The organism is Bilophila sp. 4_1_30 (assembly GCF_000224655.1).
In the GTDB taxonomy this organism is placed as follows: Bacteria; Desulfobacterota; Desulfovibrionia; order Desulfovibrionales; family Desulfovibrionaceae; genus Bilophila; species Bilophila wadsworthia.
The window spans coordinates 105,731-118,890 of sequence record NZ_JH114232.1 but is presented as its reverse complement, the minus strand read 5'-3'; the positions used below and the strand labels follow the sequence as shown (position 1 = coordinate 118,890).

Sequence of the window (13,160 nt, the reverse complement as noted above, 5' to 3'; positions counted from 1 at the left end):
CCCCAAACCCCATCCCCTCCCCCCTAAAACTTTCGTAACGGTAGACGGCGTGAAGGGCGGCGTGAAAGCTGAACCTTGGCAGGCGTCCCCCGGCGGAAAGTGAAAGAGAAAAAGAAGCGGCCCGGGAAAGAATTCCGGGCCGTTTTTGTTTTTTGAGAAAGGAAGATCCTAAGAAGAATTTGTCGCGAACGGAAAAGCCGCCGTGTAGGATTCGATAAAGTTGAAAGTCTTGGGAGGGGAAAGGGGGAGGTTTGGAGGGGGAAGGGGAAGCCCTTCTACAGAAGGGTTCCCCTTCCCCCCTCCAATCTTATTCCTCTTCCACAACCTCAAACCCGGCTTCAGCGATCTGCGCGGAGGTGACGGCGCCTGCCCTGAGGAGGCGGAGCCTGCCGTCTTCCATGCGCTCGACGAGCGTGGAGGGCAGCCCCCCGGCGGGAACGGGCGGCTCATCAAGGATGCCCATGACCGAAGCGATCAGCTCTTCGTCGAGCTGCTTGACGCTGACGACGGCGGGGTTGCCGCTGATGTTCGCGCTGCTGGAGGTGATGGGTTCGCCCACAGCCTGCGCGAGTGCGCGGGCTACGGGATGCGAGGACAGGCGCACGGCCACGCGGCCCGTGCCTCCGGTGAGGATGTCCGGGACGCGGAGGCGTGCCGGGAAGATGACCGAGAGCGGGCCGGGCCAGAAGCGTTTCAGGAGCGGCATGAGTTCGTCGTGGACCTTGGCGATCATATCAAGCTGTTCCCAGTCACCCAGAATCAAGGGCAGAGGGCGGACAGTGGAGCGGTGCTTGGCCCGGTAAACGCGCGCAGTGGCGTCGGCGTCGAGGGCGCGGCTCCCGAGCGCGAAAAAGGTTTCCGTCGGGAAGATGACGGGATGCCCATCAAGCATGAGCTCCACCGCGCGTTTTAAGTCGACGTAGGGCGGCGTGTTGACGCCGCTAGCCTGTGAAGATGCCATATGCTTGCCTCCCGGACCTGCCGATGTTAGGTGAAGGCTCTCTTTTCAGAGCTTGTGAGGCTACGGGCCCGAAGCCCGCAACATGCATTCTATCCCCGCAACAACAGGGCATCATGACTTTAAAACCATTGCGAATCGTTGCCGTGGGGCGTTTGAAGACGCCCTTCTGGAAGGCGGCCGCCGAGCATTACGTTGAGCGGCTCGTCCGCTGGCGGGCGTTCACCGAGTCCATCATAAAGGACGGTGATCCTTCCTTGCCTATTGTTGACCGTAATGCTTTGGAAGGCAAGGGGATTCTATCCGCCCTTTCCGCCTCCGACATTCCCGTTGTGCTTGACGAACGGGGGAAGACCTTTACCTCCCGGCAATTCTCGGCTTTTCTGGAGCGGCTTTCCGAGAACGCCAGCCGTCGCCCCTGTTTCATCATCGGCGGGGCCTTTGGGCTTGATGATTCCGTAAAGCAGGCGGCAGCCCATCTGATTGCGCTCGGGCCTCTCACCATGACGCATGAGCTTGCCCGCGTGGTGCTTTTTGAGCAGTTGTACCGTGCCGAGTCGTTAACGCGCGGGCTGCCGTATCATCATTGATGGAGTTGGGGTGGAAATGGAGATTGGAGGGGGGAGGGAAACTTTCTGGAGAAAGTTTCCCCTCCCCCCCCTCCAAAACCTCCCCCCTTCCTCTTCAAAGACTTTCGTAAGTGGGGCGGATGATGGTTGCGGTGATGCGGCATGTCGAGGTTTGTTGAAAGTTTCCCGGCAGCGCATTCTTGGATTTTTTGTATTAATTACAAAAATTGAGCGTGTCACCGTGACCTCGAACGGGGGACTCCCGACGAAGACAAGACGGCGGACGCAAAAGGGTTCCGCATCCAGCTTGCGCTGGACACGGAACCCTTTTGCGTCCGCCGTTATGCCGGGGTCTGGGGGGCGGCTCGCCCCCCAGCGGGTGCAGGGCGGAGCCCTGCCCGCCGGAGGCATTTCCCCTTAGATAACCTTGTTCAGCGCGTATTCCAGAATTCCCTCGGCTCCGGCTTCGCGGAGCTGGGGGATGAGGTCGCGGACGATGCCGGTGCTGACCACGGTTTCAAGAGAGAGCCATTCGCCGTTCTGAAGCGGGGCGACGGTGGGGGAATTCAGGGAGGGCAGCAGGGCGAGGACGGCGTCCAGCTTGGCGGCGGGGGCGTTCATCTTGAGGCAGACGAGCGACTCGGCACGCAGTGCGCCCTGGAGGAGCAGATCAATCTGCTCGATCTTGCGGCGTTTTTCCGGGTCCTGCATGGCGGCGGCGTTGGCGATGAGCACCGTGTTCGTCACCAGCACTTCGTCGATGACGCGGAGATCATGGGCGCGGATGGTGGTTTCCGTCTCCGTCACTTCCACGATGGCGTCGGCGAGGCCTTCCACAACCTTGGCTTCGGTCGCGCCCCACGAATAGTTGATGTTGACCGGGATGTTGCGTTCCTTGAAATATTCGGTGCACACGCCCATGAGTTCGGTGGCGATACGCTTGCCCGCGAGGTCTTCGGGCTTCTGGTAGGGGGAGTCGTCGGCGACGGCGAGCACCCAGCGGGCGGGCTTGTTGGAAACCTTGGAGTAGATGAGGTCGGAAACCACCACCACGTCGGCCTTGGTTTCCTTCACCCAATCCTTGCCGGTCAGGCCGAGATCAAGCACGCCGTCCTGAATGTAGAGGGGAATTTCCTGCACGCGGCAGAGGCGGGCCGTGATCTCGGGATCGTTGATGTCGGGGAAATAGTTGCGGGGATGCTTGCGCACTTTCCAACCGGCACGGTCGAAGAGATCGATGGTCGGGTCTTCCAGAGAGCCTTTGGGCAGGCCGAGCTTGAGAATGGGATTAGCCATTGTACACCTCTTTGGGATCAAATACGAGTTCGGAACAGCGGGATACCTTACCGTCGCGGAGTTCACGCGAGAAGCAGCTTCTATACCCTTCATGGCAGGCTGCCCCGCCGATCTGTTCGATGAGCAGCACGACGGCGTCGCCGTCGCAATCAAGCCGGATGGACTTCACCTTCTGCACATGCCCCGACGTGCCGCCTTTATGCCACAGGCACTTGCGGCTGCGGCTGTAATAATGGGCTTCGCCCGTTTCGAGGGTCTTTTCCCATGCTTCGGGGTTCATCCACGCCAGCATGAGTACATCAAGGGTTTCCGCATCCTGAGCGACGGCGGCGATGAGGCCCCCAGATTTGCTGAAGTCCGGCGCAAAGGCAAGTGACGATTCCATGAAGTCTCCTTGTGCGTATGTTTTTCAAACGCAAAACGCCACGGACTCCGAGGAGGCCGTGGCGCTTACGTACGCTTGCATTAATGAAGCAGGTCGCAATCGTTGAGTATCTTGGTCAGCTTTTCAAGGTTGTCCGGCATAAGCGGAACCATAGGCAGACGGAACTCGAGATCAAGGCCGCGCATCATGCACACGGCGGTCTTGACCGGGATCGGGTTGGTTTCAAGGAACATGGCCCGGTTGATGGGCATGAGCTTGAAGTGCAGGCGTCTGGCTTCGTCCATATCCCCGGCGAGGGTGGCCTTGCAGAGGTCGGCCATCAGCTTGGGAGCGACGTTCGCGGTCACGGAGATGACGCCGCAGCCGCCCACGGCGATGTGGGGCAGCACGGTGAAGTCGTCGCCGGAGAGGATCTGGAAACCTTCGGGGCACTGTTCCACGAGGTCGGATACATGGATGAGATCCGCGGTGGCTTCCTTGATGCCCACGACATCGGGCACGTCACGGGCGATGCGGGCCACGGTGGGGGGCAGCATGTTGCAGCCGGTGCGGCCGGGCACGTTGTACAGGATGACGGGCATGGACACTTCGGAGCAGATGGTCTTGAAGTGCTGATACAGGCCTTCCTGCGTGGGCTTGTTGTAATAGGGGGTGATGTGCAGGGCGGCGTCCGCCCCGACATTTTTGGCGAACTGGGTCAGAGGGATGGCTTCGCGGGTGTTGTTGGAGCCCGCGCCGGCGATGACGGGAACGCGTTTGTTGACCTGCTCGACGCAGATGCGGATAGCGGCTTCATGCTCGTCGTGGGTCATCGTGGCGGATTCGCCGGTGGTGCCGCAGGGCACGAGGCCGTCGATGCCCTGTTCGATCTGCCATTCGATGAATTCACGGTAAGCTTCCTCATCGATCTTGCCGTTCTTGAACGGCGTCACCAGTGCGGTGAAAGCTCCGTGGAAACGTCCGGTAGTCATAACAATCCCCTTTCGGTACGGTGATGGGTCTGAACGTATCGTAAAGCACGGAGGCAGTAAAGCGGACGGCGGCAAAAAGCGCCGTTCCGGGTTCCGTGCGCCCAACAGTCTTGTTTTACAGCTTTTTCCGCACAGCCGCCGTTTCAATGGGCGTTCGCACTCTCGAAACGGCCTTCCGAGCGGCCTCCCCACGGTTGAAAAGAGGGGAGGGAGAGGTGGTGTGTCTTGAGAAGGGAGGGAACCCGTTCGCGGAAGGGTTCCCTCTCCCAACATTTTTACAACAACAGCATTTCGTCCAGCGAAGCCCCGGAGGGTACAGTGGGGTACACGTTTTCGTCGCGCTCGACGATAACGTCGATGATGGCCGTGTTCGGGCTGGCAAACGCGGTGCGGAGCGTGGATTCAAGATCTTCCAGCTTGGCGACGCGGTAGCCTTCGGCCCCATAGGCTTCGGCAAGCTTCACGAAGTCCGGCTGATCCGGGATGTCCACGGCGTTGAGGCGGCCTCCGTAGAAAAGATCCTGGAGCTGGCGGACCATGCCCAGACAGCCGTTGTTCAGGAGCAGTACCTTGACCGGCAGCTTGTTGCTGACGGCGGTGATGAGTTCCTGGAGGTTCATCTGGAACGAGCCGTCGCCGGACACGTCGATGACGAGCTTGTTGGGATAGGCGAACTGCGCGCCGATGGCGGCGGGGAAGCCGTAGCCCATGGTCCCGAGGCCGCCCGAGGTGAGCAGGGTGCGCGGTTCCGTGAAGTTGTAGAGCTGCGCGGCCCACATCTGGTGCTGGCCCACTTCCGTGGTCAGGATGGCCTTGCCTTCCGTGATTTTGTCCACGGCCTTGATGACTTCCTGCGGCTTGATCGTCGTTTCGCCCGGCGTCCAGGTAATGGGCTGTTCCTGCCTCCATTCGTCAAGCTGGCCCTGCCATGCGGCGAAGCGTTCCTTCCAGGGGAGCGGTTCGCGGGCGGCGAGGTGTTCGCGGATGGCGACCAGCGAATTGCGGCAGTCGCCCACCACGGGGATACGCACGTTGACGTTCTTGTGGATGGACGTGGGGTCGATGTCGATATGGACGATGGTGGCCTTGGGCGCAAAGGAGGAGAGGCGTCCGGTCACGCGGTCGTCGAAGCGCACGCCCACGGCAATCAGGAGGTCGGCGTTGCTGACGGCCTTGTTGGCGGCATAGGTCCCGTGCATACCGAGCATGCCGAGCCACTGCGGGTGATCGCAGGGGAACGCGCCGAGGCCCATCAGGGAACAGGTCACCGGGATGCTCAGATTCTTGGCGAGATTGCGGAACTCTTCGCTGGCGTTGGACATGATCACGCCGCCGCCGCCGAACAGCAGGGGGCGCTCCGCATTGTAGAGCGCGTCCACGACCTTGCGGATCTGGGCGTAATTGGGGCGGTAGGTCGGGTTGTAGCTGCGCAGGCTCACGTCTTCGGGCCAGACGAATTCGGCCGAACCTTGAAGCACGTTCTTGGGCAGGTCCACAAGCACGGGGCCGGGACGCCCGGAACGGGCCAGATAGAAGGCCTGCCGTACGACCTTGGCGAGCTCCTTCACGTCCTTCACCACATAGTTGTGTTTGGTGCAGGGGCGTGTGATGCCCGCAATGTCCACCTCCTGGAACGCGTCGTTGCCGATGAGGCCGGTGGGTACCTGCCCGGTGAAAATCACCATCGGGATGGAGTCGCAATACGCGGTCGCGATGCCGGTCACCGTGTTGGTGGCTCCGGGGCCGGATGTGGCCATGCAGACGCCGACCTTGCCCGTAGCGCGGGCGTATCCGTCGGCGGCGTGAACGGCGGCCTGCTCGTGACGTACCAGAACGTGGCGTAGCTGTTCGCCGTACTGGGGCAGTTCATCATAGATGTCCAGTACGGACCCCCCGGGATACCCGAAGATGATGTTGACGCCTTCGCGAATCAGACACTCGATGAGAATTCTGGCACCGTTCAACTGCATTGAAGAACACTCCGTTCGGTACAAGGTGAAAAGAACACTCCGTCTGTTGTGTATAGCCGTGAGACAGTTGGAGGTCTAGCCCTTTTGCCGGGCTTTCCCCCTTTTTTCTCTCCGGTTTTCGGGCCTTGGGCTCATAAGGAGGCGATTTCCCGTGTAGAGGGATGTCCTTATGCGCTTTTGGCGCGTTGTGAGGAGGGCTCCCCGCCTTTTCTTCAATAGTTTTTGGGGACACACATTTTAACAAGTTTCCCCGTGTATTAGCGTTGAGACGTATTCCGGGCACAGAGGCAGACGACGTCGCCTTCCGTTGTGATCGTGTCCACGGATAGCCCTGCGGCCTTGCAAAGGGCCGTAAGGTTGGCGATGCGGATCGGGAGGCCGTGGAGCGACAAGCCCGTGCCCAGAGGGAGAGCGGGCTGCCAGAGGAACAGCGTGCCGTTGTCAGCGAGGCGGCGGCTCAGCCAGCGGACGGCGTTGAGAGGCTTCTCCACTTCATCCAGAGGCTTAGTAACGGCGATGATGTCGAACCGGGAAACGATGTCGGCATCGCGGTAGTCCGCATTGTAGGCGGAACGCAGGAACGCTTTTTTGAGCAACCGCATGAACGCGTCGCCGGATTCGATGGCCGAAAGTTCCCAGCCGGGCCGCGCGGCGTGAAAGGCTTCCAGAAAACCGCCGTCCCCCGCTTCGAAGTGCAGCAGCGTTCCCGTTTCCGGCAGGGGAAGGAGCGTCTCCAGTCGTTTGACGGCCTGGTGCGGATGATCCGCGGCGGATAATCTGGCGGCCGCTTTTTCGTCCAGGGCCGCGAGGTATCGGGCCAGTGCCCCGAACCGTGACTTTATGCCGGACAGAATGGACTCATGGGGACTTGTTTTCTTGCGGTTGTTCACGAAGGCGGCGGGCCCGGAGCAGGTTCCGGACAGGGCCCTGCCGGAAGACGCGAGACAAACGGCGTGTATCGTAGGGTGAGGCATTTGTTTTCCTTTGTTGATGTTCCGTGAAGGACGTGAGGTCCGCAGCTGCGGCGCCCTTTCGGCTGAGGCGGCAGGCTGTGCACTCGCAAAAGCATGGAACGTGCCATTTGCCCTTTCTGGAAAAGGAAGACGCGTACTCTCTTGTTATTAAAGATGGTTCAGCATGAAGGAGAAGATCTCGCCACATTGCGGCAGAGGCTGTTTCGGTCTGGGGACATTACGGAATGCAACCGTACCCGTGCGGAATGCAATCCCTGCCATAACCAACGAAGGCCGATGCGCTAACACCGGCCTTCGTTGGTTATGGGGAACCGCTACGGGAGCCCCATGCTCTTCGGGGAGAAAGGAGCCTTTCAGAATTAGTCGAACTTTTTGTTGTTATACAAAAGGTACTTGGAAGCGTTGTAGAAGTCCTGCGCGTACTGGCGCATGTGGGCGGCGCGCTCGGGGTCCGTGTTGAGCAGATCCTCCAGTACGGGGGCGTCCATTTTGTACATGTGTTCGTCGGTTTCGCGGATGTAGCAATAGCCGTTTTCCACAAGCCGCACCGTGGATTCGGTTTCCCCGCCGAGGAACTGCATTTCATCCCGTTTGGTGTCCGGATCGAGGAGGTTCCGCCCCATCGCGTTGTAGCGGTAGGGGATTCCGGCGAGGGACGCCAGCGTGGGGAAGATGTCCGGCTGGCCGCACGGGCGGCCGTCGACGCCGGGCTGCAGTTTGCCCGCAGCGACGAGGCCGGGCGCGTAGATGAGCATGGGCGTATGGTTGCTCTGGAGGCGGCAGGCCAGATAGCCGGGGGACATGTTCAGGGACGTGTCGTTCAGGCCGTGATCGCCGAAAATGGCGAACACGGTGTTGTCAAACCAGGGCTGCTGCCGGGCGATTTTGAAGAACTCGCCGAGCGAGTGGTCGGAGAAGCGGAGCGAGTTGTATTCGTCCGCGCCGGTGAAGCCGTAGTTTTTGAGGATGGCTTCGGACGGCTGTTTGATCTGGAATCCCGCGTTGTCTTCGGGGATGGTGTAGGGGCGGTGGAACCCCGCCGTCTGGATGACCGCCACGAACGGCTTCGGGGATTTCGTGAGCGCGGCGGCCGCCTCGCGGAACAGATCGAGATCGGAAAGGCCCCACACGTCGGTATTGGGGGCTTTCCACGAGCCTTCCTCAAGCAGGTGCAATCCCTCAATGTTGTGGGAGAGGAAGCCCCGGATGTTGGCCCAGCTCGCGCTGCCGCCGATCATGTAATATTTGCTGTACCCTTTGAATTCATTCATCATCAGCGCCTGATCCACCAGTGCCTGATTGCGGGAACTGGTGCCGCCGGAGCGGTTCACGTCCGGGATGCCGGTCATGGTGGTGAAGATGGCGCGGGCGGTGGTGCGCGTCGGCGCGAAGAACAGCGGGTAGTACAGCGAATCCTTGGAGAGGGCCATCAGGTTCGGCGTGGTGTCCTCGGGAATGCCGGTCAGGTTGGGTGAGAAGGACGTGCGCGGCCATGTCATGGATTCCATGATGATGACCACCACATTCAGCGGCTTTTCCTGCCGTTCCGCCGGGGTGCCGTGCACCGTGCGCATGAAGTTGAGCTTTTGCGGATCGGGGTTGGGCACGCGGAGCCATGCCGCGACGCGGGGGTAGCTTTCCCGGGTGGCCTCGATGTTCGGCCGGGTTCCCTGCGCCGCGTTGACCGTATCGAAAAGGTTCTGGATGGGGTTCAGGGCGAGGATGGAGATGTTTTTGTCCACGCTGAAAAAGGCGTTGCTCCAACGCAGCGGGAAGAGGTTGGAGCTGATCTGTCCGTAGCCGAGGAGGAACAGGATCGCGAATGTGGCGACGCTCCATCCGGTGCGGCCTTTCCATCCGAGGCGCGGCGTGGCTTCGTGCCTGGCCAGCGTTTTGCCGAAGAACAGGGCGTACAGCGCCGTAACCACGATGAGCCCGAACGTGATCCAGACGACGGGGTAACTTTCCCAGACCATCGTCCCGGCGATGTCCGGGTCACCGAGCAGTTCGAACAGGCTCGCGTCCACGCGGGTGTGCATGTAGAAGAACCAGCCGAAATCGATGATGTACACGAGCGTGGCCGCGGCGAAAACCGTAGCGTACAACAAGTTGATCAAGCCACGGAAGCCTCGGCTGCGGACCAGAAGGCGCTCAAGAGGCGGGATGCCGAGGATGAGCGCAATGGGGATGAGCCCGAGTACGACCATGCGAATATCGAACTTCGTACCGATGTACAGGGCGTTCAGGATGTCGGAAGCGGGGTTCCCGGCCACTTCCGGCCAGAGGATGCCGAGCATGGCTCCTCGCGCCAGCACAAGCGCCAACAGCGTGCCAATAAAAAGGACGCTGAGGGTGCGGATAAACGGGGGGAAGAAAGATGTCTTTTGCATTTTTTTTGTATAGGACGAGCGCGTGAGAATGTGAAGTACCTAGAAAAGGTGGGAAAGCGCACGGGGCGAGGTGCGTTGCCCGCCCGGAATGATAGATCGGGTAAACTTTGGAAGAGCGTAGAGGCATTGGGGAAGGGGAGTTTTTTTGAGGAAAAGCATTCCTTCCCTCAATTGGCCAGCGCGGAGTCCATCCCCCCTTTCCAATGCTGGTCATGCCTATCGGCTCATTACAGTCTTTTCCGGCATCAATGGCCTTTGAAATACGGCAACGTAAAGAGGAAATGCTCCAGGTGGACTATCGCTTTTTCAAGAGGCGGAACGAATTCCGGTCGCCGATGAGCAGGGAGGCGGCGTACACGGCTGCCCCGGCTGGTATGGCAAGGGCCAGCTGCGCGATGTTCGAGGCGTGCCCGGCCCAGAGGACAACGCCATAGGCGCTCCCGAAGGTCAGGGCCGTTCCAGCAAGCTGTACGGCGAGGGAGCGGAGCGGAAGCCGCAGGGAAACCCTGCGGGAGAGTCCGATCCAGAGCAGGGCCGCATTGCACCAGAGCCCCAAGGAGACGCCGAGCGGCGGCCCCCATGCCCCGAAACGCAGGGTGAAGGCGTAACCTCCGGCAAGGGCGACGGCCAGAGCAACGACGGCGGCCTTGAGCGGGAGCCCGCTTTTCAAGGCGTGGCAAGCCGCCAGCAGGGGCCGGGAAAGCGCATAGGCGGGCAGGCCGGGCGCGTAGGCGCACAGGGCAAGCGCCGTGGCGGAAACGGCTTCCGCATCAAAGGCCCCGTGCCCAAGCACAACGGCGACCAGCGGCAGGGATATCGCCGCCAGACCCGCAGCTGCGGGCAGGTTCAGGCCGAGCGACAGCAGCGCCGCCCGCTGGATTTCATCCGAGAAGGCGTGGGAAGGGGCGGTTGGAAGGGAACTTGGGGAAGGGGAGAGGGAACCGTGGGGGGGCTCCCCTCTTTTGAAAAAAGGCTCTCCCTCCTCAAACTCCATCCCCTCACCTTCCCAAGGCTTTTGCAAGCTGGCGCCGGGTGTCGCTTTGGTGTCGTTGCGGGCCGTACGGGAAGCGGAAAGAGGCGGTGGGGGATCAGCCTGTTCGGGCTTTTGGGGCAGGGAAAGCGAGGGGATTTCGTAGGAACGGGAAGAACGGGAAAGCCCTTCGGAGGCAGCGAGTTCCGCGAGGCGCGGCGCGGCGGCCATCCCCACGGCGGCGCCGAGCACGCCGAGAGGAAATTCCAGCAGCCGTTCGGCGTAAAACAGGGAGGCCATATGGCCTTCGGGCAGAAGCGAAGCCAGAGCGGAGGCTCCGAGAAAGGCCAGTTGAGGCATGGCGGCCCCAACGATGCCTGCGGGGAGACGGCGGAAGACCTCCGAGACTGTCCGTGCATCGGCGGGCTTTTCCACTTTCCCCTCTTCGCGCTGGAGGATACGGATTGCCGGTATCTGAGCCAGCCATTGCAAGATACCCCCGCAGAGGACGCCGCAGGCGACGAGCACGCCCGGTTGCAGCGACGGGTTGAAGGCCGCCAGCAGCGCGAAGTCGATGACGCAAAGGTTGAACAGGGACGGCGTCAGCGAAGGCAGCAGGAAACGCTGCCTGCTGTGCAGGGCCGCCATGCAGCCCGCCGCCATCATGACGCTCCAGATATACGGAGCACAGATACGGAACAGCGTAACGGCCTCTCCAAACACTTCCGGGCGCTCCTCCAAACCCGGCGCGATAGCCCGCATGATGATTCCCGCTCCCGCCATGCACGCCAAAGCCAAGAACCCCGTCCATAAGGCCAGCTTGCGCGTTACCGCCAGCGCAAGCCCGCAGCCGGAACCGCCCCGCAGCCGTTCCCGCGTGCAGGCGGCGGTCAGGGAGAGGGACAGCGTGCCTTCGCCGAACAGCCGCCGTGCCATGTACGGAATCCGCAGTGCCGCCGTGAGCGCGTCCGCCGCCCCCGAACCGCCGAGCAGCCATGCAATGCCGGCATCGCGCACAAACCCTAAAAGCCGTGAAATGAGCGTCCCCACACCGACAATCAACGTGTTTTTCGAGGAGGAAGACGAGGAGGGGGAATCCTTTTTGAAGAAGGGGGGGCCAGCTTCCCGGCCTTGTTCCAAACGCTCTTGATGCGCTGGAGGAAAACCGTTCGGCGAGTCGTGTTTCTCTGTCATAGGGAACACTCTGGATAAGGGACTGGGTAAGGGGAAAAGTCTTTGGAAGAGGAGGGGGGAAGTTTGAAGGGGGGGAGGGGAAACCTTTCTTCAGAAAGGTTTCCCCTCCCCCCTTCAATCCTTATCTCCCCCTACACCTCATATAACTCTTCATACCGCCGCTTGTACTCGGCCCAGCGGCCTTCGCGGATGGCGGCGCGGGCCCCGCGGACGGTGTCGAGGAAGTAGGTCAGGTTGTGGATGGAGTTGAGCCGGAAGGAGAGCAGCTCCTGCGAAACGTACAAATGCCGCAAATAGGCGCGGGAGAACGTGCGGCAGGTGTAGCAGTTGCAGGCGGGATCGAGCGGGCCGTCGTCCTCGGCAAATTCGCGGCGCTTGATGTTGAGCTTGCCGAGCGAGGTGTACAGCGTGCCGTTGCGGGCGTTGCGCGTGGGCAGGACGCAGTCGAACATGTCCACGCCCGCGTCGATGCCTTTGATGATGTCCAGCGGCGTGCCCACGCCCATGAGATAGCGGGGCTTTTCGGAAGGCAGTATGGGAGCCGTATGGTACAGCATCTCCATCATGACGTCCTTGCTTTCGCCTACGGAAAGCCCGCCGATGGCATAGCCCTCGAAGTCGAGATCGATGAGTTGGCGCGCCGACTCCGAACGCAGATCCTTGAACATGCCGCCCTGCACGATGCCGAACAGCAGGTTTCCCGCCGTCCCCTTGGGATAGGCGTCACGGCAGCGTTTGGCCCAGCGGGTGGTCATGGTCAGCGATCGGGCGGTGTAGGTGTGATCCGCCCCGGCGGGCACGCACTCGTCAAGCACCATCATAATGTCCGAATTCAGGTTGCGCTGGATGCTCACCACCTTTTCCGGCGTGAACAGGTGCTTCGAGCCGTCGAGGTGGGAACGGAAGGTGACCCCTTCCTCCTTGATGGTCCGCAGGGTGGAAAGGCTGAAGACCTGAAAGCCGCCGCTGTCCGTGAGGATGGGCTTGTCCCACGCGTTGAAGCCGTGCAGGCCGCCGCGCCGCGCCACGAGTTCGTCGCCGGGCCGCAGGTACAGGTGATAGGTGTTGCCGAGGATGATTTCCGCGCCTATGGCGTTGAGATCGTCGGGAGCGATGGCCTTCACGCTGCCAACCGTGCCGACGGGCATGAAGATGGGCGTGTTTACCGGGCCGTGGGCCGTCTGGAGAACGCCGGTACGGGCCGCGCCGTCCGTGGCGTGTATCTGAAAGGTTCCGGGTGTGTTCATTCCACCAGTTTACAGGCTATGAAGGCAGTTGAAAAGGGCTACATCCGGGATGTGCGCAATCTTCAACCGTACCCCGTATGTGAAGGAAAGGGAGAAAGGGCTTGGTAAGCCGAATGCCTTATCAGAAACATGAAGATACATTCCCGCCGGGCCCTTTTCTCCTTTGGGGATTTCCCCGAGTGGAAAGAGAGAAATCCGTTACGGGCAGAGCAAACAAAAATTCCGCAATCGACTGT

General features: G+C 61.1%; 10 protein-coding genes. 1 reads left to right on the top strand and 9 read right to left on the bottom strand.

Going from position 1 to position 13,160, the window contains the following annotated elements; genetic code table 11:
- Positions 1–307: 307 nt before the first annotated feature.
- The gene (locus tag HMPREF0178_RS07275) at positions 308–961 is read right to left on the bottom strand and encodes an L-threonylcarbamoyladenylate synthase (protein ID WP_009368129.1); all 654 of its coding nucleotides are present in this window, start codon (positions 959–961) and stop codon (positions 308–310) included.
- Between the two features lie 113 nt (positions 962–1,074).
- On the opposite strand from HMPREF0178_RS07275, the gene HMPREF0178_RS07270 reads away from it, so the two are divergent.
- Positions 1,075–1,548 (top strand): 23S rRNA (pseudouridine(1915)-N(3))-methyltransferase RlmH, encoded by a 474-nt coding sequence (locus HMPREF0178_RS07270; RefSeq protein WP_009368128.1) that lies wholly within the window; start codon positions 1,075–1,077, stop codon positions 1,546–1,548.
- Positions 1,549–1,944: 396 nt separating this feature from the next.
- Here the strand turns inward: HMPREF0178_RS07270 and hisG are convergent, their stop codons facing one another.
- From hisG to tgt, 8 genes are all read right to left on the bottom strand, one after another.
- On the bottom strand, positions 1,945–2,823 hold the full coding sequence (gene hisG, locus HMPREF0178_RS07265; RefSeq protein ID WP_005027896.1) for an ATP phosphoribosyltransferase: 879 nt from the start codon (positions 2,821–2,823) through the stop codon (positions 1,945–1,947).
- Positions 2,816–3,208 carry a phosphoribosyl-AMP cyclohydrolase gene (hisI, locus tag HMPREF0178_RS07260; RefSeq protein ID WP_005027895.1) on the bottom strand — a complete coding sequence of 131 codons (393 nt, stop codon included), beginning with the start codon at positions 3,206–3,208 and terminating at the stop codon, positions 2,816–2,818. The genes hisG and hisI overlap by 8 nt, the downstream gene beginning before the upstream one ends.
- A gap of 80 nt (positions 3,209–3,288) precedes the next feature.
- The gene (gene dapA, locus HMPREF0178_RS07255) at positions 3,289–4,179 is read right to left on the bottom strand and encodes a 4-hydroxy-tetrahydrodipicolinate synthase (RefSeq protein ID WP_005027894.1); all 891 of its coding nucleotides are present in this window, start codon (positions 4,177–4,179) and stop codon (positions 3,289–3,291) included.
- Positions 4,180–4,454: 275 nt separating this feature from the next.
- Positions 4,455–6,149 carry a biosynthetic-type acetolactate synthase large subunit gene (gene ilvB / locus HMPREF0178_RS07250; RefSeq protein WP_009368127.1) on the bottom strand — a complete coding sequence of 565 codons (1,695 nt, stop codon included), beginning with the start codon at positions 6,147–6,149 and terminating at the stop codon, positions 4,455–4,457.
- A gap of 257 nt (positions 6,150–6,406) precedes the next feature.
- Positions 6,407–7,123, bottom strand: coding sequence for a hypothetical protein (locus HMPREF0178_RS07245; protein WP_009368126.1), 717 nt, complete (start codon positions 7,121–7,123; stop codon positions 6,407–6,409).
- A 359-nt stretch (positions 7,124–7,482) separates the two neighbouring features.
- Positions 7,483–9,513: an LTA synthase family protein gene (locus HMPREF0178_RS07240; protein ID WP_009368125.1), complete on the bottom strand. Its 2,031-nt coding sequence runs from the start codon at positions 9,511–9,513 to the stop codon at positions 7,483–7,485.
- Between the two features lie 295 nt (positions 9,514–9,808).
- The gene (locus HMPREF0178_RS20420) at positions 9,809–11,533 is read right to left on the bottom strand and encodes a lipid II flippase MurJ (protein WP_232281231.1); all 1,725 of its coding nucleotides are present in this window, start codon (positions 11,531–11,533) and stop codon (positions 9,809–9,811) included.
- A 275-nt stretch (positions 11,534–11,808) separates the two neighbouring features.
- Positions 11,809–12,924, bottom strand: coding sequence for a tRNA guanosine(34) transglycosylase Tgt (gene tgt / locus HMPREF0178_RS07230; protein ID WP_009368123.1), 1,116 nt, complete (start codon positions 12,922–12,924; stop codon positions 11,809–11,811).
- Positions 12,925–13,160: the final 236 nt, after the last annotated feature.